Origin of the sequence: Bacteroides sp. D55t1_190419_B8, assembly GCF_015558905.1 — a bacterium.
Classification (GTDB): Bacteria; Bacteroidota; Bacteroidia; order Bacteroidales; family Bacteroidaceae; genus Bacteroides; species Bacteroides vicugnae.
The window spans coordinates 81,694-104,594 of the sequence record NZ_JADMOU010000011.1 but is presented as its reverse complement, the minus strand read 5'-3'; the positions used below and the strand labels follow the sequence as shown (position 1 = coordinate 104,594).

The window sequence follows — 22,901 nt, the reverse complement described above, 5'->3', positions numbered from 1 at the left end:
TTTTAATAGCTATAAACCTCGATGAAATGGCAATTTTTAGATAATTGTAATGTCCCTTTAGATTATAATTTATAGTAGGTCAGAAATGGTCAGCCACATTTTATAGCTTCTTTTTGTCAGTTTACTACCTTTGTTCACATATTAATCTTATTACAAAAAACAATATGAGAAAACTGGTATTATTCTTATTTTTATGTATAATGGTGTATTTAACAGTAAAACGTCCAGTTAATCACCACGTTTCATTCAATACATTACTCAATTATAATATAGAGGCTTTAGCTGCGGGTGAAGGTACAAATATGTATAAATGTTTGGGATCAGGATCTGTAGATTGTCCGATAGCTCATGCTAAGGTTAAATATGTTTTTGGAGGATATAGCCTTGAAGAGTGATATTAAGTATCTGTTTTTTTTCTTTTTATTTCTGATTTCTTGTAGTAAGAAACATAAAGAATATGCGGACAATGTATTTGCTTATTCTGAATTTCCACAAGAAAAAGAGCTAAAAGGAGAAGTAATAGAGCTTGATACAGCCTTGTTTCGTTATCCTTTTCGGATACGGATAGAAGGGGATAAAGCCATTGTGATGGATTTACATGGTCTTGATCATTATGGACACTTATTTCAATATCCTGGTTTTCAGTATTTATCTTCTTTTGGAAAGCGTGGTGATTCACCAACAGAAATGTTATCAATGGAAAACTTTCGTTTACAAAATTATGGAGTTTGGACATTGGATGCCAATAAAAGTGAATTAACTAGGTTAGACTTTTCTTCATCCGGTGATTCACTGCTTCGTGACGAAGCGGTAACATTGGATGAAGATATACTTCGGCCACTTGATTTTGCTATATATAATGATACAACATTTATTATTCCTGACTATTCCGGTGAAAATCGTTTATGTCGAGTTAACTGTAATGGGAAGCTTATAGATAAGATGGGGATTATTCCGACTATTGATGAAAAAGCATTGAAAAATGCTCGTCCAGCGTTAGCCCAAGCATGGAGGAGTTTCCTTGACTACAATCCTAATAACGGAATATTGGCGACAGTCACTCAATTGGGAGAGGTTGTTGAGGTCTATAATTTGAAAGATAATATCCATGTTATTCGTATAGGTGAGCATGGTGAACCTGAATTTAAAATATCAGATGGATATGGTATACCAACGGGTATTATGGGATTTAGTGATGTACAAGTAACAGATAGTGCCATTTATGCAGTATTTCATGGAACGTCTTTTAAGGAAATAGCAAGACAAAGCGGAAGGCTTTCTGATGGAGGAAAATATATTTATGTATTTAGTTTGAAAGGAGAACCGTTATGTAAATATGTACTTGACCATTATATATATGGTATTTGGGTGGACGAAGCTACTAAAACGATAATGGCGACAGATGTAAATAGTGATCAGCCAATACTAAAGTTTGCTTTGGTTGAATGAGAGAATTAACATGATTAAAGGAGCAGAATGATGAGTTTGTCCATCTTGCCGGATTTGCTTACATATCATCTGCTCCTAAACCTTTAAAAAAGATTCCGATGCAAACATAAGAATAAAAAGTTAATGTAGCAAACTATTGCTGTTCTGTTGAAATGATAGATACAGAAGAAAAACGAAAAGTACAAATTAAAAAACTACAAAATGAAAAAGAAAATAATGGGGCTTATAGCTGTTGTTGCTATTGCCGCTATTGCGGGATACAATATGCTTACTTCACCAAATGATGTGAAGCTGTCTGGTTTAGCTATGGTAAATATGGAGGCGTTAGCTCAAGGCGAATCTTCAGGAGGAAATTGTGAACCTTCATCTAGTAGAGAATGCTGTGTATGTAATGGTATTCACTATACTTATCAGGCATCTGTTAATAGAAGTTGTGATACAAAAAGTGGCTGTAGTCACTGGTAATAATTGAGTTGAATTAAGCTACCTTAAAAGAAAATCATCAGTATTTATCTAGTAAGGTAGCTTTTATAATTAATACTATGTGTAAAAATATAATTATAATAGCTAGTATTGCGGTCTTTATATTTAGTTCTTGTTCTTCTAATAGAACAGATGTGCAAAGACTATCTTTGAAATCGCAAGTCTTAAATGATGAAATATTTACCATGATGCCGGGCGATTTACTTTTGGCTGATGACTATTTAGTTTGGTCCGATCCATTTGCTCGAGACTGTTTTTTGCATGTGCATAGTGCATTAACTGGTGAAGAATTAGGAGTAATGGGAAAAGTAGGAGAAGGTCCTAAAGAATTTATTACGCCTATGACTAATAGATATTGTGTAGATAATAAACTTTTTGCTATAGATGCAAATGGGAAGACAGTTGGTTATTTATCTATTGATAGTCTGATAAATGGACAGGAACCATTTTGCGAATTGTCGGATAAAGAGAAAGAAATGAAGATGGAAAAAGTAGATAAGGACCTATATATAAAATATACAGAAAATGGTTCGGAAAATTATTTTCGAACAATAATAAATGGGCAAGAATCATCGTGGGGTGTTTATCCTATCCCTGAAATTAAGGAACATATTGGTATTTATGAATCTTATGATCCAATTGAAGGATTGTTTCTGATTTCGTCTTTCAAGTTTCCATATTTGGCTTTGTATAAAAAAAGAAAATTCTACTTTTGTTTTACAATGGGAACGGAAAGTTAATAAAGAAAAGAATTATACTATTGCAGATGATAGAGTTATATTTGATAGAAAAATAGTTGGAGCGTATGATGTATGTATGAGTAAGGATTATATAATTACTTTAGAACGGGATCGTGAGAAAGAGCCCGTAGACGAATCTACGGTTGGTCGCAATATAAGTAAGTGTCCTCATACACTGTTTTTGTATGATTACAATGGTAACTTGTTGAAAATAGTGGATATAGGAATGCCTGCAATTAGAATAGTAGCTAATAGAAAAAGTAATACTTTATATGCAATAGGAGTTGATCCTGATTATGTGTTGGCTAAATATGAATTATGAGAATTAGATTGTTGACCATAGTGATTTGGGGAGGGATTTGTTTGGTGGGCTGTATTCCATCTTCATCTACAGTGCCACTTGTATACAATAACATCTTTTCCAAAGATACTATTGTTACTTTAGAAAAACTACCGATGTATCCTGCTCAATTTAATCCTCGGTGTATCTTGTTTAATAATGAGAGAATTTTAGTACGTACTTCAACTTTGGATAATGCTGTCTATTCTGTATTTTCTTATCCCAAAATGAAACATCTGTCATATTTTGGTGAACAATCTGAGTTTATTGTCCCTTTGGAGCAGTTTAATGATGAATTTTATTTAGTTCATAATGATTCATTATATTTTTACAAATGGGTTGAAGGTGATTCATTGAAGTTGTTTTCAACTTCTTTCTTTAATAATATAATGGGACAACAAATGTTAGGAGTTGCTAAGCTAAATGATAATTTGTATGCTTATTCTGACAATTGTTTTGATAAAGGAATGAACGAATTTTTTATGATAAATTTATCTCGAAAACAAAAAGAACCTAAAGGCATATATCCAGATACACATGTAAATTTTAGTTCTATCAGTGATTTTAAATCAGCTTATGCTCATGAAATTATAGCAAAGCCTGATGGGAGTCGTTTATTGGTGTTTTATTATAGGACACGGCGTTGTCGTATTTATAACCAAAACGGTGTGTTATTTCGTGACATTTTGTTGAATTACGAACCTTGTCAGACTATTATTGATACTGACATAAAGAGACGATTCTTGCATATAAGAGATGCATATGTTACTAATAATATGATTTATTTGTTGTGTCCGGATACAAAGGAAGTAAACTCACCTTCCAGTTTACTAGTCGCAAATTGGGATGGAGAATTTAAAGCTATATATCATTTAGGGCAAACTATATCTTATTTTTTTATAGATGAGTTATTGAATTGCTTTTATGGTGTAGACTCTAATGATCCCTATCATTTTTATAAGTTAAAATTAAGTAAGAATTGATTATGAAATATTTTGTGTATATAATTTTTCTTTCCATTTGTATGTTCTCTTGTCAAGATGAAAAGAGTATACATGCTGAAAAAATATTAAAGAAATGGATAGATAAAGAGATTATTTTTCCTGAAAATCTTAATTTTAGTATTCAAGGAAGTGAAAGGGCTTCGAATTTTACTATACGTGATAGTGAATTTAAGATAATAGCATATGTAGACTCTATGGGATGTACCAGTTGTAAGTTACATTTATCTGAATGGAACAATTATATTAATAATATTGATTCTATTTATCCTAATAAAGTTCAGTTTTTATTTTTCTTTTTTCCAAAAAATGGACGTGATATATATCTTACCTTAAGAGTGGAAAGATTCGTATATCCAATTTGTATTGATACATTAGATGTCTTAAATAAAATAAACCACTTTCCTTCTGATATGCAATACCAAACTTTTTTATTAGATAAAAATAATAAAGTTATGGCAATTGGTAATCCGATGCAGAATCCGCGTATTAAAGAACTTTATTGGAATATAATCTCAGGTAGACAAGACTCATCTATGTTGGATAATCAACCGCTAACTACAGTTTCACTTTCTTCGTCTCAAATAGAAATGGGTAATTTTTCTTGGGAGCAGAAGCAAGAAGTAGAATTCGAAATCTGCAATACTGGAAAAATCCCATTAGTAATTAATGATGTGATTACATCTTGTGGTTGTATTACTGCAAAATACGTTAAGAAACCACTTAACCCTCATGAAACATCAAAGGTGAAAATAATTTATAAATCAGAGCGCCCGGAACGTTTTGATAAGACTATTACAGTTTATTGTAATGCATCTAATGCACCATTACGAGTGAAAGTTACTGGAAATGCTCATTAAAAATGTATGAACAGGAATTTTAAATATACTTTAGTTATTGTACTTGTTATCATGTTAATTGGAAAAGTAATAATAAACTCTCTTAGAAAAGAGTATGTTACTTCTTTGGAAACAGTATTACAAGTGGCTGGTGAAAATAGAAAAGAATTAGAAAAGGTGCTTCATTATTATCGAATAAATTTGGCAGACAGCCTAAAATATAAAGCAGCTTGTTTCCTTATAGAAAATATTCCTTTTTATACTTATTCCGATAGTGAACAATTTGAAAATTATAAATCTTACTATACATGGCTGAAGAAAAGTAAAGGAAAAACTCCGCAACAAGTAGCTGATTCTATTAAGAAGATATATGGTCCTATGAAGGAGCCCAGCAAGAAACGAGATATTATGGAAATAGATTCTGCCTACCTATGCCATAATATTGACTGGGCATTTAAGGTTTGGCAGGAACAACCTTGGGGAAAGAATATCTCATTTGAAATGTTTTGTGAGTACTTATTGCCTTACCGAATAGGTGATGAACCATTAACTTATTGGCGTGAAATGTATTATGACAAATATAATTCGTTACTGGATTCATTACGTATGTCTGATTCATTGGATATTGAAGACCCGGTGGTTGCCGCTAATTATCTAATAAGTAAATTGCCTGATAAGAGCTATTATTATACTTCTGTAACGCCCTATCCATTTGGACATATAGGGCCGGAATATGTACAATACTTATCCGGTACATGTAGGGAAGTGACCGATTTTGCTGTGTATCTATTCCGTGCTTTGGGCATTCCTTGTGCCATAGATTTTGTTCCTGTACGAAGTTACATAAATGCCGGGCATTTTTGGTTGACAACATGGAATAAGGATGGAGAGGAATATATGACTGATTTCCCGCAAAAATTGCGACCTGTACGGAAGAACTGGTGGTATCGGTGGGATGACAGTTCCAAAGTGTATAGATATACTTTTAGTGTGAATAGAGACCTGTATGAGCAAATGGCAAAGTATGGTGAAGAAGTATATCCTTTTTGGCGTTTGCCGAAATTTACAGACGTAACTTATGGATATGGCTATAATTTTAAGAAAGAATTGGTTATCCCTTTAGAAAAACAGTATAAAACGAAACGGAGCGGGAAAATGGCTTATCTATGTGTCAGTGACAGGGATCGTTGGACTCCTGTTGACTGGACTGCATATGATGCGGGGCATTTGGCATTTCAGTATGTACGGAATGGTTCGTTTATGAGAGTGGCTACTTATGAGGATGGAACATTATGCTTTCTGACCGATCCTTTTTATGTTGATAAACAGAGTAATGAGAACTGTTATTATCCTGCAGGAAAGGGGAAGGAAGATGTAGTATTATATGCCAAGTGTGATATTGGGAGAGAAAATATGTTCAGAGACCGGATGATAGGCGGTGTTTTTGAAGGGAGCAACCATCCTGATTTTTTGGAAAAAGACACTTTGTTCATAATACAGGGCAGACCTAATCGTTTGAATACAACTGTAAAGAGTTGGTCTGATAAAAAATATCGTTATCTAAGATATTTTGGTCCACCCAGAAGCGCATGTAATATTTCAGAAGTCGCTTTTTATGAGAAGAATGATACTGTTGCTCTGTCAGGGAAAGTGATAGGGACTCCCGGATGCTATCAACATGACGGAACGCATGAATATACCAATGTGTTTGACGGGAAAACATGGACTTCTTTCGACTATTTTAAGCCTACCGGAGGATGGGCAGGACTTGATTTAGGCAGAAAAGTCTGCGTAGACCGTATTGTCTATACTCCGCGCAATAGGGATAATTATGTTCGTCCTGATGATGTATATGAGTTATTTTATTGTGACCGGGATTGGAAGTCTGCCGGAAAAATAAAAGCAACTGCCGATTCACTGGTATTTCGGGATATTCCCGTAAATACACTGTTACTTCTGAGAAATCATACGCGCGGACTGGACGAGAGAATCTTTATTTATGAAAACGGAACTCAGCTATGGAAATAAGAACTCATATCAGGCTTGTCGTGGCATGGAGAATAATTATAATCTCGGGTATTATTTCTCTAATATATGCTTGTTCTTATTCGGATAAGAAGATTTCGCATCTTTCCGGTATTGCTCCTTCTGAACATACATTATTGGCGATTACTCCCGATGTTAGTATCAAAGTAATAGGTGATTCGCTAAATAAAAGTTATCCGCAGTTGAGAACCGGGAAAGTATTCCCGATAACAGGTCTTTTGCGTGTAGACGGTAAAGCTTATCGTTTCATGGGAGACGATTCTTTGCGTATATCTCCTTTAGCTCCTCTTTCAGAGGATACTATCGGATGGATGGGGAAATATTCTTTTTTGTATCCGGGAAAAGGATGGGAATTGAGAGAATATGATGATTCTTTGTGGAATGAAGGTAACGGAGCTTTTGGTCCGACAAAGGGATATTATTATCCGGCTCATACTCTGTGGGGAGCGGAAAATTTTTATGTTCGCAGGCATATCAAGGTGGACAATAAAGATGTTTTGAAGAATCATAAGGTGTATGCCCGTTATGTATGTGACGATCAAATAAAGCTTTTTTGTAATGGGGGATTTCTGTTAGAGAATGGATTTACGCATCGAACGAAATGTCAACGCTTGACTGATGAAGCTGTTAGTCAAATAGTTGATGGAGATAATGTTCTGGCTGCATACTGTCGTAATACGGGTGGTGCCGGCTTGTTGGATTTTGGCTTGTATATAGAAAATAAAACATATGCTGATGCAGAACCGGCAACTTTGAAAGAAATGGAAGTGCAAGCTACGCAGACTCAATTTATTTTCCAATGTGGAGATGTGGAACTTCAGATTGACTTTGTTTCCCCTTCCTTATCGGAAAAGTGGAATATGACAGGATGGCCTGTCGGTTTTCTGACCTATCAGGTTCGTACGAAAAGCGAAAAGGAACATACGGTGGAAGTTTTGTTCGACGTGGACACTGAATGGATGTTTGGCAAAAGGAAAATTGATAGTTGGGTCGATAAGGATTGGTGTTTTGTGAAGTCCGACAGTTTGTATTTGGCTATGGCAGCAGATGAAACAACCTTTTCGTGTGAAGATAATCATATCATTCTATCTCAAAAATTGTGTGCGGGAAATGAAAATAGGGGGGTATTGCTTCTCGGATATGAAGAAGGGAAAACTTTCCAGTATAGTGGTGAGAGTTTACGCCCACTTTGGAATAAGGATGGAACAAGAGAAATAAAAGAATTGATGATGTCTGTAGGAAACAGGTATCAGGAGTTGAAAGCAGAATGTAATAAATTGGATTATCGGTGGAATATCAAGGCGTTTCAAGCAGGGAATAAAGCTTTTGCCGAACAAATGCTTCCTGCTTATCGTAATTTTATATCCTCTCATAGGTTTGTGTTATCCTCGGATAATAAGCTTTTTTGTTTTGGTGATACTTTGAGTAATGTCAGAGAAGCTTATGAAAATTTTCCAACGTTGTTGTTTTTTAACTGTACTGACTGGATGAAAGGCTTGTTGAATCCAATATTTGCATATTGTGAAGATATTTATTGGGTGAAGAAGTATCCACCTTACGATATAGGTTTGTATCCTATTGCTAGTAAACAAGTAAAATTGGAAGACTGTGCTGTAGAAGCGGCGTCTAATATGTTGATGATGACAACTGCTATTGTAGAAGCGGAACAGGATTTCGGTTACGCTGATATGCATTGGAAACAGTTGTGCTTGTGGGCGGATTATTTGCAGGAAAGAATGAAGAAAATGACTTTTCCATCTGTTGGATTATTGGATAATGATGACGAACGTGTGAAATGTGTGTTAGGACTGATGGCTTATCACAAATTGGTTCAATTAAAGGGAAACTTATGAGTAAAGTAAAGAGAATTTGGGCGATACTGGAGAATTTAGCATTCTTCATATTCTGTATGGTAGTAGTTCTATTCTTGATGCAACTGTTCTGCTTTACTTCATTCAGGATACCTTCGGATTCTATGGAACCGGCGTTGAAGGATGGCGACCGGATATTAGTTAATAAGATGATAAAGGGGGCTCGTTTGTTCGATGTGTTTGCAGCTTTGAATAATGAGGATGTTGTTATTCACCGAACGCCCGGATTTGGGAATTTCAAGAGAAATGATATACTGGTTTTTAATTTCCCATATCAAATGAATCGTTGGGATAGTGTACGGATGGATGTAATGCAATATTATGTAAAGCGTTGTATTGCTTTGCCGGGAGATACATTAGAGATTCGGGGAGGATTTTATAAAATACGTGGTTGTGATGAACAGTTGGGAAACTATAAGGCTCAACAATATCTCGCTGGATTACAGTATCCGAAACAGCATGGCATTGTAGTAGGTACATTTCCGTATGACAAACAAATTGGATGGACTATTTGTGAGTTCGGACCTTTGCCGATTCCCAAGAAAGGTCAGATAGTAATGATGAACCGTACGAATTGCCTTTTGTACAGGCAGTTGATAGGTTGGGAACAGAAGAAGAAACTACGTATAAAAGACGGACAGATAGTATTGGGGGACAGCGTGATTATCCAGTATCGCTTTAAAAAGAACTATTATTTTGTTTCCGGTGATAATATGGCAAATTCACAAGATTCAAGATACTGGGGGATGTTGCCTGAAGAATATATTGTAGGTAAGGCTACCCGTATTTGGTATTCGGAAGATAAATTTACGGAGAAACCCCGTTGGGACAGAATTATGAAGAAAATCAAATAAAGAACGAAAATAAAGTTGGAATTGATGCGGATGACACAGAAGAATATGGCGGATGTAATAACTCTTACAGGAGTTGCGGCAATCTTGAGCGTAGTAGTTTTTGCTACTTCGAATGATATTCCTGTCGGTGAAATGGCATATCAAATACTATGGTTGGGACGCATGACTTTTGTTTTTGTCGTTTGCTGTCTATTATCCTTTTGTCTGAATAGAAAAAACTATTTGTCTTTTCCAACCATCGTGACATGGGTATTGATTATATTGGGAGGAATGGAAGCTATCTGGGGATTGAGGCAGATATATGGCTTGGCTGTTTCCAATCACTCTTTATATGCACTTACGGGCTCTTTCTATAATCCGGGACCTTATTCGGGATATTTGGCGATGATATTCCCGCTTTGCCTGTATGAATGGCTAAATTTGAAAGAAAAAACAGAACGTACATGGGGAGAACAGGGGGAATATTATATGGCATTGGGAGTGATGCTGTTGATTCTTTGTGTACTACCTGCCGGAATGAGCCGTTCGGCTTGGATTGCTGCCATTATATCGGGTGTATGGGTATATGGGATGCACGCTTCATGGGGAAGCAAATTAAAGGAGATTAGAGAGAGAGATAAAAGAAAGGTAGGACTGGTTTGTATCGCAGGCGGTGTTATAATCATAATGATTGGTTACGCACTTTTCCAACTGAAAGCCACTTCCGCCAACGGACGCTTGTTCATGTGGAAAGTCAGCACTCTTACTATTGCCGAAAGTCCCGTTATCGGACATGGAACTGGGAATTTTGTTTCGGCCTATGGCAGAGCGCAGGAAGATTATTTCGCCAACGGAGAATATTCGGAAACGGAAGAATTGGTGGCAGGAAGTCCGGAATATGCTTTTAATGAATATCTGCAAGTAGCAGTGGAATATGGGATTCCTTTCTTATTAGTTGTCTCTTTAGTTATTGGATTTTGTCTTTGGAAGGGGAGCAGTGAAGGAAGAATAGGTCTTTGTGGGAGTGTAATTTCTGTTATGGTATTTGCCTTTTCCTCTTATCCGATACAGATTCCTGGATTTGCAGTGACATTTTATTTTTTATTGGCGGCTTGTGTTATCGGGCGTTCAAAGATAATACTATTATTTTTTGTTTCGCTGATGGTCCTATTGGGAGCGTATTATTGGAAAAACAACCAATATGATGCGTGTAAGGACTGGCATCGTGGTAAGATGCTCTATAATATAGGGGCTTACCAGTCAGCTAAAGAAGACTACGAGAAGTTATATCCCGAATTAGCAAATCGTGGAGCATTTCTTTTTGAATACGGATATTCTCTGCATAAATTGAAAGAATATGATAACTCGACAAGGATATTGGAGGAAGCGATGACACACAGTAATGATCCCATGATTCTGAATATTATCGGCAAGAATTATCAGGCATCAGGAGATTATGAGCAAGCGGAAGAATACCTGATTCGGTCTACGCACCGGCTTCCGGGGCGGATTTATCCCTATTATCTGTTGGCGAAACTTTATGCGGAGCCAAAATATCGGCAACCTGAAAAATTAAAATATGTTGCTGAAATAGTGTTGACGAAAGAACCGAAAGTGCAGTCTACGGCAGTCAGAGAAATGAGAGAAGAAGTAAAGAAATTATTGAAATAAAAGAACCAATAAATATGAAGAAACACGATTGTATATGGTTACTGTTATGTTTGGCATTAGGAGCAAACACCTCTTGCTCTGGTAAGAAAAATAGTGCTGATGAACAGGAGAAAGGAGTGACTACCGTTCTTCCTGACACAAAGAATGAAGTTACTACCCAAATTCTGAAGAAGCGGAATTTTGACCATGAACTGGTAAGCAACGGAAAGGTGAATGCCCGCAGTAAAGCCGATTTGCGCTTTGAAACGGGCGAAGTCATTGCCCGTATTTATGTGAAGAATGGCGACCGTGTACATAAAGGGCAGAAACTGGCGGAATTGGACAGATTTCGTCTGGAGCAGAAACTGTCCCAGGCGGAAGACGCTCTGTTGAAAGCTGAGCTAGAATTGAAAGATGTACTCATCGGGCAGGGATATACGCCGGATGATTTCAGCAAGGTTCCTGTGGAGACAATGAAGATTGCGAAAGTGAAGAGCGGTTACGAGCAGTCGAAATCCCAGTACGAACTGGCAAAAAGGGAGACGGAGCATGCGACGCTTGCCGCGCCTTTTGACGGGGTGGTGGCTAATCTTTTTTCAAAGCCTTATAATCCGGCCAATACCTCGGAAGTATTCTGTACTATTCTTGATACCAAAGGAATGGAAGCTGAATTTACCGTATTGGAGAATGAACTTGCCTTTATTAAAAAAGGTGATAAGGTGACGGTCATTCCTTATGCCGGGGGAAGCTCGTCTGAGGGTAGGGTATCTGAAGTCAATCCGTTGGTGGATACCAATGGAATGGTGAAGGTGAAGGCTGACGTAAACGGTGAAGGCAGGCTGTTCAGCGGTATGAATGTGAGGGTCAGTGTCAGGCGGAATCTGGGTGAACAGTTGGTGATTCCCAAGACGGCTGTGGTACTGCGCTCCGGCAAGCAGGTGGTGTTCACATTGAAAGAAGGCAAGGCTATGTGGAACTATGTGCATACGGGACTGGAGAACGCAACGGAATACATCGTTTCTGATAAATCCCGGAAAGGTGTTGAAGACGGTTTATTGGAAGGAGACACGGTTATTGTGACCGGAAACCTGAATCTGGCGCATGAAGCGGAAGTAAATGTAAGATAATCAAAAAGGCACGGATTACACGGATTTCACGGTTTTAGAATTGTGATAGCATAAAGCAACAGCGTAATCCGTGTAATCCGTGACTAAAACTAAAGTAAGCATGATAAAATTTTTAATCCGGCGTCCTATCGCCGTATTGATGGCGTTCACCGCCTGTTTTATAATCGGTCTGGTGACTTATTCCACACTGTCGGTATCGCTGCTTCCGAATATCGCCATTCCGGAGATTACCGTACAAGTGTCTGCCGCGAATACATCCGCCCGCGAACTGGAAAACACGATTGTGAAACCTTTGCGCAGCCAACTGATTCAAGTTTCCACTTTGAAAGACATTCATAGCGAATCAAGGGACGGGGCGGGCATCATCCGCCTGTCTTTTGAGTTCGGCACTAATACGGACCTTGCTTTTATCGAGGTCAATGAGAAGATAGACGCTGCGATGAACTATCTCCCCAAGGAAACGGAACGTCCGAAAGTAATCAAGGCGAGCGCAACGGATATTCCCGTGTTCTACCTGAATCTGACTTTGAAGAATGACAGTGCTTATAGTACTGCTACCACGGGACAGCAATCCTTTCTTGACTTGTGTGAATTTGCCGAATCGGTTATCAAGCGCCGGATAGAGCAGCTTGAAGAAGTGGCTATGGTGGACGTGACCGGACTGGTGGAACGTCAGGTACAGATTGTGCCCGATGAGGACAAGCTTGCCATGATGGGACTTGCCATCGAGGATATTGAGTCCGCCCTGTCGTCCAACAATGTAGAACCGGGCAGTATGACGGTACGTGACGGGTACTATGAATATAATATCAAATTCTCGACATTACTGCGTACGGCGGAAGATGTGGAAAATATCTATCTGCGTAAGGGCGACCGCATTGTGCAGTTAAAGGATTTCTGCAAGGTCAATATCGTGCCTGTGAAAGAGAAGGGCGTGTCCTTATCGAACGGAAAGCGTGCGGTGACACTGGCTGTCATCAAGCAGGCGGATGAGAATATGGACAAGATGAAGAACTCCTTGGTAGGGACGATGGAGCATTTTAGGCGGTTATATCCTGATATTGACTTCAATATCAGTCGCAACCAGACGGAGCTACTGGACTACACCATCTCAAATCTGCAACAGAATCTTACTTTAGGTTTTTTCTTTATCTGTCTGGTAGCTGTCCTGTTTTTGGGAGATGTGAAATCTCCGTTGGTGATCGGACTTAGTATGGTGGTTTCTATCGTGATTAGTTTTGTTTTCTTCTATCTGTGCAATATGTCCCTGAATATCATCTCGCTTGCCGGATTAATTCTGGCATTGGGTATGATGATTGACAGTTCGATCATTGTGACCGAAAATATTTCACAATACCGGGAACGGGGATATTCATTGCGCCGCGCCTGTATAACAGGGACAAGTGAAGTGGTGACACCCATGTTGAGTTCTTCCCTGACTACCATTTCTGTATTTGCTCCCTTGATTTTTATGAGTGGTATTGCCGGAGCTATTTTCTATGATCAGGCCTTTTCGGTTACAGTGGGACTGATGGTTTCGTATTTTACCGGTATTATGCTTCTTCCGGTGCTTTATCTGCTGGTTTATCGGACAGGTATTCATACCCGGAAATGGAAATGGCTTTCTTTTAAATTTAATAATCCGATAAAGGATCATACATTGGATCGATTCTATGATGCCGGTGTGGATTGGGTGTTCTGTCACAAAACATTTAGTGTATTGTTTTGTATTATCTCTATTCCGCTTTGTGTATTCTTCTTTTTCTTTATAGACAAGCAGCGGATGCCTGATATAGAAGAGAATGAATTGATCGCCCGAATCGAGTGGAATGAAAATATTCATGTGGATGAAAACAGGCGGCGTGTGGATGAGCTTTTTAAGGATTTAAAAGAACAGGTATTGGAGCACACGGCATCGGTTGGCAGACAGGATTTTCTTCTGAATCGTGAAAGGGAACTTTCTTCTTCCGAAGCAGAACTCTATTTCCGAACGGAGACATCAGAAACAATCAATCCTTTGCAGCAGGAAATATATCATAAACTGAAAGAAGATTATCCGCTTTCCGTTATTTCTTTCTCTCCACCGGAGACGGTATTTGAGAAGCTTTTTGTAACGGGAGAACCGGATATCATAGCCGAATTTTACACCCGTAATAAGGCAAAAGCACCGGAAGCGGGAGATATCCGGATGCTGGAACAGGAGTTATTCCGAAGAACGGGAATCGCTCCTACAGGTATTGCTTTTGAAAATCAGTTGAACCTAAGTATCAATAAGGAAAAGCTACTGCTTTACCGTGTTGCTTACAATGAACTTTATCGAGTCTTGAAAACTGCTTTCCGGGAAAATAGTGTGACTATGCTGCATTCCTACCAGCAATATCTTCCGATTAACGTTGCGGGCAGTGAGAAGACTGTGAATGAAATATTACAGGAAACATTGATACAGACTGAACCGGACAATAAAGGCAACAGAGAGTATATTCCACTCCGGGAGCTGGTGACGGTCACTCCTGCCGAAGACTTGAAGAGTATTGCTGCCGGACGTAACGGGGAATATATCCCTTTTGATTTTTACGGTGTATCGGACGGGAACAAACTCATAAGAGAGGTGAAACAAACAGCGGAAGAAATGAAGGATTGGGATACCGGTTTTTCCGGCAGTTTCTTTTCCAATAGCGAGATGCTGGATGAATTGGTGGTAATCTTATTTATTTCGTTGTTGCTGATGTATTTTATTCTTGCCGCACAGTTTGAAAGTTTTTTGCAGCCTTTGCTTGTTCTGGCGGAGATACCGATTGACCTTGCATTTGCCTTGCTTTTGCTTTGGATTTGTGGACATACGCTGAATTTAATGTCTGCTATCGGACTTATTGTTACCTGTGGTATCGTAATCAATGACTCTATTCTGAAACTGGATGCTATTAATGAATTACGTAAGGAAGGTGTCCCGCTATTAGAAGCTATACATGAAGCTGGCCGAAGACGTTTACGACCGATCATCATGACTTCATTGACTACAATATTCGCAATGGTACCACTGCTTTTTTCTTCGGATATGGGTTCGGAATTGCAAAAACCTCTGTCTATTGCTATGATAGGAACGATGTCGATTGGTACGGCGGTGAGTCTGTTTATCATACCGTTGCTTTACTGGTTTATTTATAGGAACAAGAAAATAAGTATTAGGTATTAAGTATTAAGTATTAGTCCAAAAATGAGAGTTATGAATAGATTAAAGAAAAGAATTCCCGTTTTCCTCTGTGCCCTCTGTGTCCTCTGTGGTGAATCCCAGCTTCGAGCACAGAAACACCTGGTATTGGATTTGAACCGGACTATTTCTCTTGCCAACGACAGTTCGTTGGAGTCCTTCCGTACGCAGAATATGTATTTATCCGGTTATTGGGAATACAGGACTTACCGGGCAAATCGTTTGCCTAGTCTGACACTGGATGTTACTCCGGCACAATATAACCGGGATATAACGAAACGATACGATTCGGGACAGGATTTGGATGTATATCGTACGCAACAGTCTTACTATGCTTATGGAGGGTTGAGTGTGAAACAGAACTTTGATTTGACTGGAGGTACATTCTATCTGGAATCGAATCTTGCCTATATGCGTAATTTCGGAGGGAACAGTGCGACACAGTTCACGAGCGTCCCTATACGAATTGGATATTCACAAAGTCTGGTGGGATATAATTCCTTTAAATGGGAACGGAAGATAGAGCCGTTAAAATACGAACGCGTAAAAAAGGAATTTCTCTATAATGTGGAAAAGGTGTCGGAAACTGCTACTAATTATTTTTTCTCTCTGGCTATGGCACAGGCGGAATATAATCTAGCCAAAGAAAATCTGGCTTCTACGGATACGTTGTATCGTATAGGGCAACAGCGTCATCGAATTGCGGCTATTTCGCAGGCTGATTTGTTGACGTTGAAGCTGGATCGTGTGAATGCGCAGAATACGTTACAAAATAAAGCGAGTGATCTGAAACGGGCTATGTTCTCACTGGCATCTTTCCTCAATCTGGATAAGAATACGCAAATTGAATTAAAACTTCCTTCCCGTCCGGAAAGGATGGAAATTCCGATAGATGAGGCTTTGAAGTGGGGTAGGAATAATAATCCGCAATTGTTGGGCCTGAAACAGAATGTACTTGAAGCGGAACGAAGTGTGGATAAGACAAAAAAGGAATCTCGCTTTAATGCAAGTGTGAATGCAAGTATTGGCTTCAACCAGGTGGCGGATAACTTCGGGGATGTGTATCATAAGCCGATGCAGCAGGATTTGGTGGCAGTCAGTGTTTCTATTCCGCTACTGGACTGGGGTGTTCGCAAGGGAAAGTATAATATGGCGAGGAATAATCTGAATGTAGTGAAGATATCGGCACGTCAGGATGAGATAAGCATCGAGGAGGAAGTAATCATGACGGTAAGCGATTTTAATATCCAGCAGCAGTTGATAGCCAGTGCGGAAGAAGCGTTGGATCTGTCCATACTTGCTTACAATGAAACAAAACAGCGTTTTATTATCGGTAAAGCAGATATTAATAGTCTGACTCTTTCTCTCAACAGACAGCAACAGGCACAACGCAATTTTATCTCTGCCTTACAGAACTATTGGCTGAATTATTATAAGATACGAAGGCTCACTCTATTTGATTTTGCTTCGAAACTTTCGCTTTCGGACAGGTTTGATTTTGACGGAGGGAAGTTGATCAAATGATAATTTTAATTTAGGCACGGATTACACGGATTTCACGGTTTTCTGATATATGATTGTACAAAGCAACAGCGTAATCCGTGTAATCCGTGCCTAAAAATTCCCATTCATATAAATAATAATGCAAAATATAGATTCTGAAATAAAAAAGTCTTCAAAAGCCTCCGCTTTCACACTGATTGTGGCTTTTGTCTGTGTGGCATTGGTTGGGGTGGCGATTATTCCGTTGCTGCCTGTCAAACTGAATCCGTCACGCACATTACCCGGTTTCACGGTACGTTTCAGTATGCCGGGCACTTCGGCACGTGTGGTGGAAATGACGGCTACCAGTAAATTGGAGGCAATGCTCGCCCGTGTGAAAGGGATTCGGGGAATTTCTTCTACGTCAGGAAATGGATGGGGAAGCGTCAGTGTGAATCTGGATAAACATGTGGATGCGGCGGTTGCCCGTTTTGAGGCTTCTACTATTATTCGCCAGACATGGCCGGAACTGCCGGACGGGGTGAGCTATCCGTATATTCAGATGCATAGTCCGGGGCAGAGTAGTCAGGGACCTTTTATGGCATTTACGATCAATGCGCCCGCTACTCCTATCTTAATTCAGCAATATGCGGAGGAACATATAAAAACACGTCTTGCACAGATTCAGGGAATTTATAGGATTAATCTAAGTGGAGCTACTCCGATGGAGTGGAGATTGGAGTATGATTCAGAACAATTGCGTATACTTGGGGTAAGTACGGATGATATTCGTCAGGCCGTCCGGTTGCATTATCAGAAAGAATTTCTGGGTACTTATGATATGGAACAGGGAACTGCGGGCAGACAATGGATACGTCTGGCATTGGTTCCCGAGAATGAGATTCGGGAGTTTGATGCGGAGCAGATAAAGGTGAGAATGAAGGATGGTAAGATCATAGGTCTGAATGAGTTGGTAAAGGTTTCCCGCATGGAGGAACAACCTCAGAGCTATTACCGGATTAATGGGCTGAATTCGATCTATCTGTCGATTGTTGCAGAGGAAACGGCAAATCAACTGGCATTGAGTGAAAAGGTGAAGGCATCTATGGACGATATCCGGTTGTTACTTCCGGCAGGATATGAAATTCATGCCAGTTATGATGCAACGGAATTTATTCAGGAAGAACTGGGCAAAATCTATTTGCGTACAGGAATGACTGTAGCCATTTTGCTTCTGTTTGTATTGTTGATAACCTTCAGTCCTAAATATCTTTTTTTGATTGTGATTAGCTTGATTGTCAATATGACGATAGCTGTAATCCTTTATTATATATTCGGATTGGAAATGCAACTGTATTCGTTAGCTGGTATTACGGTCTCATTAAACCTGGTGATAGATAATACAATTGTAATGAGTGATCATTATCTGCGACGCAGAGACCGGAAGGCATTTATGTCTATTCTTGCAGCTACGTTGACAACAATGGGAGCCTTGGTTATCATTTTCTTTTTGGATGAGAAGATACGGCTTAATTTACAGGATTTTGCAGCAGTAGTCATTATAAATCTGGGGGTATCACTGCTGGTTGCCTTATTCTTTGTTCCTTCTCTGATTGATAAAATAGGATTGAAACGAAGAAAGAAGTCTTCTTTTTCAATAGTTAGATGGAGGATTGGGAATGTACATTTCTTTGTGTGGATGCGTTCAAGAATACGCCGGATTCCGGTTTATTTTAGCCGTTTTTACAGGTGGTTGATACAAGTTCTTTGCCGTTGGAGGGTGGCAGTGTGTATTTTGTTATTATTGGCATTCGGATTACCGGTATTTCTATTACCGGAAAAGATGAAAGGTGATGATAAATGGGCGACAGCTTATAATAAGACATTGGGTACTTCCACTTATAAGGAAAAGGTGAAACCAATAGTGGATAAGGCATTGGGCGGCACTTTGAGGTTATTTGTGCAAAAGGTGTATGAAGGAAGTTACTTTTCAAATAATGAAGAGGTAGTGCTTCACGCTAATGCCAATTTGCCGAATGGAAGTACACTTGAGCAGATGAATACACTGATTAAACGAATGGAGACTTATTTGAGTGAATTTAAAGAGATCAAGCAGTTCCAGACATCTGTGGAAAGTGCCCGCAGGGCATCTATTCATATCTATTTTACGAAAGAACACCAGAAAAGCGGTTTTCCTTATACATTGAAAGCTAATATGATTAGTAAAGCTCTTCAACTGGGAGGTGGAAATTGGAGCATATATGGCTTGCAGGACCAGGGATTCAGTAATGATGTACGTGAGAATGCGGGGTCTTTCCGGGTGAAGATGTATGGATATAATTATGATGAACTGTATGGTTGGGCTGAAGAGTTAAAAGCAAAGTTGTTGTCTCACCGTCGGATTAGAGAAGTGACAATCGGTTCTGATTTCTCTTGGTGGAAAGATGATTATATGGAATTCTATTTTAATCTGGATAAACAGCGAATGGCAGAGGAGGAGATTGGATCCGGAAAGTTGTTTGCCGCTATCCATCCGATATATGGACGGAATATGGAAATTGGTTCAGTGATGGCGGAAGAGGGTACTGAAAAGATAAAGCTTTCTTCGCGTCAGTCGGTGGATAGGGATGTGTGGGCGATGCAGTTTTATCCTTTTCAAATAGGAGGGAGAGAATATAAGTTGTCGGAATTGGCAACTGTGGAAAAAGGGCAGATGCCGCAGGAAGTGGCCAAGGAGAATCAGCAGTATCGGTTATGCCTGCAATATGAGTATATCGGCTCTTCGGAACAGGGAAATAAACTACTGAAAAAGGATTTGGAAGAGTTTAATGAGATCCTTCCGATGGGATATACTGCTAAATCGGAAGATAATAACTGGTCATGGGGCGGAAAGGATAATAAACAATATCGCCTGCTTTTGATTGTGATTGCTATTATTTTCTTTATTACGAGTATTTTGTTCAATTCATTGAAACAGCCATTGGCAATAATCTTTGTGATTCCTGTATCTTATATCGGCGTGTTTCTGACATTCTATTGGTTCAAATTGAATTTCGATCAGGGAGGATTTGCTTCCTTTGTTTTGCTTTGTGGAATTACGGTAAATGCGAGCATTTATATCTTGAATGAATATAATTCCGTTCGTAAACGTTTTCCGCGTCTTTCACCGCTTCGGGCTTACGTGAAAGCCTGGAATACGAAAGTGATTCCTATCTTCCTGACGGTGACTTCTACCATTTTAGGATTCATTCCTTTTATGGTAGGTTTGGAGAAAGAAGGCTTTTGGTTTCCATTGGCAGCAGGCACTATCGGAGGATTGATAATGTCTGTAATCGGAGTATTTATTTTCCTGCCGGTGCTGACGTTGAAAAAGAAGTGGTTGATGATACCTAAAGCTAAGCTTTAGCACTTGTAAAGCGTAGCTTTAGATAGGATAAAGCTACGCTTTGTATAGTCTTACCAATTATTCCCGGCATTACTGCTACCGATAAGCATCTCCACACGTTGTTTATACAGGTTTGCTCCTTCAGCAATATTTTTCCCTGCGTCTGCCGTTCCCATTCCGTAAACAACAATAGGAGTTTGCCATGACATTCCCGAATGAATGGCACTAACCTGATAAGGACGTAATAATTCGTCCGTAGTGAAACGGTTTCTGCCGCCACTACGATAGGCTTCGTATTCGGACCCCGTAGTTGTTACTACTGTCAATGTCTTGCCGGCGACTGCCGGAGTCTTGGATAGGAAAGTAAAGACTTCATCCTGCCATTTCTTTAGCAATGACGGTGCAGACATCCAATAGAAAGGAAATTGATAGATGACAGCCGAGGCATCGGAAATGATTTTACTCCATTCATCTACATTGAAAGCGATTTCCTGCGACAGCTCGTAAAGATTGAAAACTGCCACCCCTTCCATGTCACTGACAGCATCAATTAATGCTTTGTTTGCTTGGGATCCCTTTATGTTTGGATGTGCCAGCAGAATCACTACTTTTCTTAAATCTTTATTCATATTCAATCAGGTATTTAGGATGATATAACTACTTATAGATTATAAAGGTGTAAAAATAAGAAAAAGTTCGCGAAAACCAATATCTTAATTAAAAATAAAACAATCCCTCTTTGCTTTTGAATTTGTATTTTTGCATTCACGTTCATAAGGCGTTATTTTAGATAATATTTTTATATATGATAGATTTTAATCAGTTCCCTTCTCCTTGTTACATCATGGAAGAAGAACTTTTAAGAAAGAACCTGTGTTTGATAAAAAGCGTAGCCGACAGGGCGGGAGTGGAGATCATCCTTGCTTTCAAGTCATTTGCCATGTGGCGTTCTTTCCCTATATTCCGTGAATATATAGATCATTCTACGGCAAGTTCGGTGTATGAAGCCCGTTTGGCATTGGAAGAGTTCGGTAGTAAGGCGCATACATATTCTCCTGCTTATACGGAACAGGATTTCCCGGAAATCATGCGTTGCAGCAGTCATATCACATTCAACTCAATGCAGCAGTTTGAACGTTTCTATCCGATGGTGGTTGCAGAAGGAAGCGGTATTTCTTGTGGTATCCGCGTAAATCCTGAATATTCGGAAGTGGAAACCGAACTTTATAATCCATGTGCACCCGGCACACGTTTTGGGATAACGGCCGATCTGCTCCCCGAAGCATTACCGCAAGGGATTGAAGGCTTTCATTGCCATTGTCACTGTGAATCTTCTTCTTATGAGTTGGAACGTACATTAGAACATCTCGAAGCTAAATTTGCCCGCTGGTTTTCACAGATCAAATGGTTGAATCTGGGTGGTGGACACCTGATGACCCGCAAAGACTATGATACTGATCATTTGATAAGACTGTTGCAAGGGTTAAAAGCACGTTATCCTCATTTGCGCATTATTCTGGAGCCCGGTTCGGCCTTTACCTGGCAGACGGGAGTGCTGACTTCCGAAGTAGTGGATATAGTGGAAAGTCGTGGCATCAAGACGGCAATTTTGAATGTAAGTTTCACTTGCCACATGCCGGATTGTTTGGAAATGCCATATCAACCTGCCGTGCGTGGTGCGGAAATGGGAAATGAAGGAAAATATATTTATCGTCTCGGAGGAAATTCCTGTTTGAGCGGTGATTATATGGGGCTGTGGAGCTTCGATCATGAGTTACAAATCGGAGAGCGTATTGTGTTCGAAGATATGATTCATTATACGATGGTCAAGACAAATATGTTTAACGGAATTCATCATCCTGCCATTGCCATCTGGACAAAAGAGGGGAAAGCTGAAATATACAAGCAATTTTCTTATGAAGATTATCGTGACCGAATGAGTTGATAATCAAAATGATTGTTTTGCGGTCGATGCAAAGTGAACAGATTTCTGTGAAAAAAGTAGGCAGAATGTTTGCAGGTTTACGGAAAATCCCTACCTTTGCAACCGCAAACGGAAAAATGCGGAAATAGCTCAGTTGGTAGAGCATAACCTTGCCAAGGTTAGGGTCGCGAGTTCGAGTCTCGTTTTCCGCTCATGTTTCTTTGAAATGTTGGAACAATAATCTTTGCCCAGGTGGCGGAATTGGTAGACGCGCACGTTTCAGGTGCGTGTGTCGAGAGGCATGCAGGTTCGAGTCCTGTTCTGGGCACAAAGGTTAAACTTTAAAATTATGGAGAGGTGGCGGAATTGGTAGACGCGCTACTTTGAGGGGGTAGTGACAGTTATGTCGTGGGAGTTCGAGTCTCCTTCTCTTCACAGTTTATAAAAGTGAAATGCGGAAATAGCTCAGTTGGTAGAGCATAACCTTGCCAAGGTTAGGGTCGCGAGTTCGAGTCTCGTTTTC

At 39.4% G+C, this 22,901-nt stretch carries 17 protein-coding genes and 3 tRNA genes; 19 read left to right on the top strand and 1 reads right to left on the bottom strand.

Features of this window, described 5'->3' with window-relative positions:
• Positions 1-164: 164 nt before the first annotated feature.
• The 15 genes from I2I13_RS11970 (at position 165) to I2I13_RS11905 (ending at position 20,475) form a co-directional block, all read left to right on the top strand.
• Complete coding sequence (locus I2I13_RS11970) at positions 165-395, top strand: NVEALA domain-containing protein (protein WP_195649595.1); 231 nt, start codon at positions 165-167, stop codon at positions 393-395.
• The gene (locus tag I2I13_RS11965) at positions 364-1,449 is read left to right on the top strand and encodes a BF3164 family lipoprotein (RefSeq protein ID WP_195649594.1); all 1,086 of its coding nucleotides are present in this window, start codon (positions 364-366) and stop codon (positions 1,447-1,449) included. The genes I2I13_RS11970 and I2I13_RS11965 overlap by 32 nt, the downstream gene beginning before the upstream one ends.
• 201 nt (positions 1,450-1,650) lie before the next feature.
• The gene (locus tag I2I13_RS11960) at positions 1,651-1,914 is read left to right on the top strand and encodes an NVEALA domain-containing protein (RefSeq protein WP_195649593.1); all 264 of its coding nucleotides are present in this window, start codon (positions 1,651-1,653) and stop codon (positions 1,912-1,914) included.
• A gap of 77 nt (positions 1,915-1,991) precedes the next feature.
• Complete coding sequence (locus I2I13_RS11955; RefSeq protein WP_229128627.1) at positions 1,992-2,672, top strand: hypothetical protein; 681 nt, start codon at positions 1,992-1,994, stop codon at positions 2,670-2,672.
• A gap of 76 nt (positions 2,673-2,748) precedes the next feature.
• On the top strand, positions 2,749-2,994 hold the full coding sequence (locus tag I2I13_RS24510; RefSeq protein WP_164727382.1) for a hypothetical protein: 246 nt from the start codon (positions 2,749-2,751) through the stop codon (positions 2,992-2,994).
• The gene (locus tag I2I13_RS11950; RefSeq protein ID WP_195649592.1) at positions 2,991-3,995 is read left to right on the top strand and encodes a hypothetical protein; all 1,005 of its coding nucleotides are present in this window, start codon (positions 2,991-2,993) and stop codon (positions 3,993-3,995) included. The genes I2I13_RS24510 and I2I13_RS11950 overlap by 4 nt, the downstream gene beginning before the upstream one ends.
• A 2-nt stretch (positions 3,996-3,997) precedes the next feature.
• Positions 3,998-4,873: a DUF1573 domain-containing protein gene (locus I2I13_RS11945; protein WP_195649591.1), complete on the top strand. Its 876-nt coding sequence runs from the start codon at positions 3,998-4,000 to the stop codon at positions 4,871-4,873.
• A gap of 51 nt (positions 4,874-4,924) precedes the next feature.
• A complete protein-coding gene (locus tag I2I13_RS11940) occupies positions 4,925-6,880 on the top strand; it encodes a transglutaminase domain-containing protein (protein ID WP_370540827.1) in 1,956 nt (651 codons plus the stop codon).
• Positions 6,871-8,751, top strand: coding sequence for a glutaminase domain-containing protein (locus tag I2I13_RS11935; protein ID WP_195649589.1), 1,881 nt, complete (start codon positions 6,871-6,873; stop codon positions 8,749-8,751). The genes I2I13_RS11940 and I2I13_RS11935 overlap by 10 nt, the downstream gene beginning before the upstream one ends.
• Positions 8,748-9,623 (top strand): signal peptidase I, encoded by an 876-nt coding sequence (gene lepB, locus I2I13_RS11930; protein WP_195649588.1) that lies wholly within the window; start codon positions 8,748-8,750, stop codon positions 9,621-9,623. The genes I2I13_RS11935 and lepB overlap by 4 nt, the downstream gene beginning before the upstream one ends.
• Positions 9,624-9,647: 24 nt before the next feature.
• Positions 9,648-11,273, top strand: coding sequence for an O-antigen ligase family protein (locus tag I2I13_RS11925; RefSeq protein ID WP_195649587.1), 1,626 nt, complete (start codon positions 9,648-9,650; stop codon positions 11,271-11,273).
• 14 nt (positions 11,274-11,287) lie between these two features.
• Positions 11,288-12,379, top strand: coding sequence for an efflux RND transporter periplasmic adaptor subunit (locus tag I2I13_RS11920; protein WP_195649586.1), 1,092 nt, complete (start codon positions 11,288-11,290; stop codon positions 12,377-12,379).
• Between the two features lie 100 nt (positions 12,380-12,479).
• Positions 12,480-15,572 carry an efflux RND transporter permease subunit gene (locus I2I13_RS11915; RefSeq protein ID WP_195649585.1) on the top strand — a complete coding sequence of 1,031 codons (3,093 nt, stop codon included), beginning with the start codon at positions 12,480-12,482 and terminating at the stop codon, positions 15,570-15,572.
• Positions 15,573-15,602: 30 nt separating this feature from the next.
• Positions 15,603-17,111 carry a TolC family protein gene (locus I2I13_RS11910; protein WP_195649584.1) on the top strand — a complete coding sequence of 503 codons (1,509 nt, stop codon included), beginning with the start codon at positions 15,603-15,605 and terminating at the stop codon, positions 17,109-17,111.
• A gap of 118 nt (positions 17,112-17,229) precedes the next feature.
• Positions 17,230-20,475 carry an efflux RND transporter permease subunit gene (locus tag I2I13_RS11905; protein ID WP_195649583.1) on the top strand — a complete coding sequence of 1,082 codons (3,246 nt, stop codon included), beginning with the start codon at positions 17,230-17,232 and terminating at the stop codon, positions 20,473-20,475.
• Positions 20,476-20,525: 50 nt separating this feature from the next.
• On the opposite strand, the gene I2I13_RS11900 is transcribed toward I2I13_RS11905, so the two are convergent.
• Complete coding sequence (locus I2I13_RS11900) at positions 20,526-21,083, bottom strand: NAD(P)H-dependent oxidoreductase (protein ID WP_148366951.1); 558 nt, start codon at positions 21,081-21,083, stop codon at positions 20,526-20,528.
• A 176-nt stretch (positions 21,084-21,259) separates the two neighbouring features.
• Here I2I13_RS11900 and nspC point away from each other — a divergent pair, with 176 nt between their 5' ends.
• From nspC to I2I13_RS11880, 4 genes are all read left to right on the top strand, one after another.
• Positions 21,260-22,399: a carboxynorspermidine decarboxylase gene (nspC, locus tag I2I13_RS11895; RefSeq protein WP_195649582.1), complete on the top strand. Its 1,140-nt coding sequence runs from the start codon at positions 21,260-21,262 to the stop codon at positions 22,397-22,399.
• Between the two features lie 118 nt (positions 22,400-22,517).
• Positions 22,518-22,590 (top strand) — tRNA-Gly (locus I2I13_RS11890).
• Between the two features lie 34 nt (positions 22,591-22,624).
• Positions 22,625-22,706: transfer RNA gene (locus I2I13_RS11885), tRNA-Leu, on the top strand.
• A gap of 23 nt (positions 22,707-22,729) precedes the next feature.
• Positions 22,730-22,813: transfer RNA gene (locus I2I13_RS11880), tRNA-Leu, on the top strand.
• Positions 22,814-22,901: the final 88 nt, after the last annotated feature.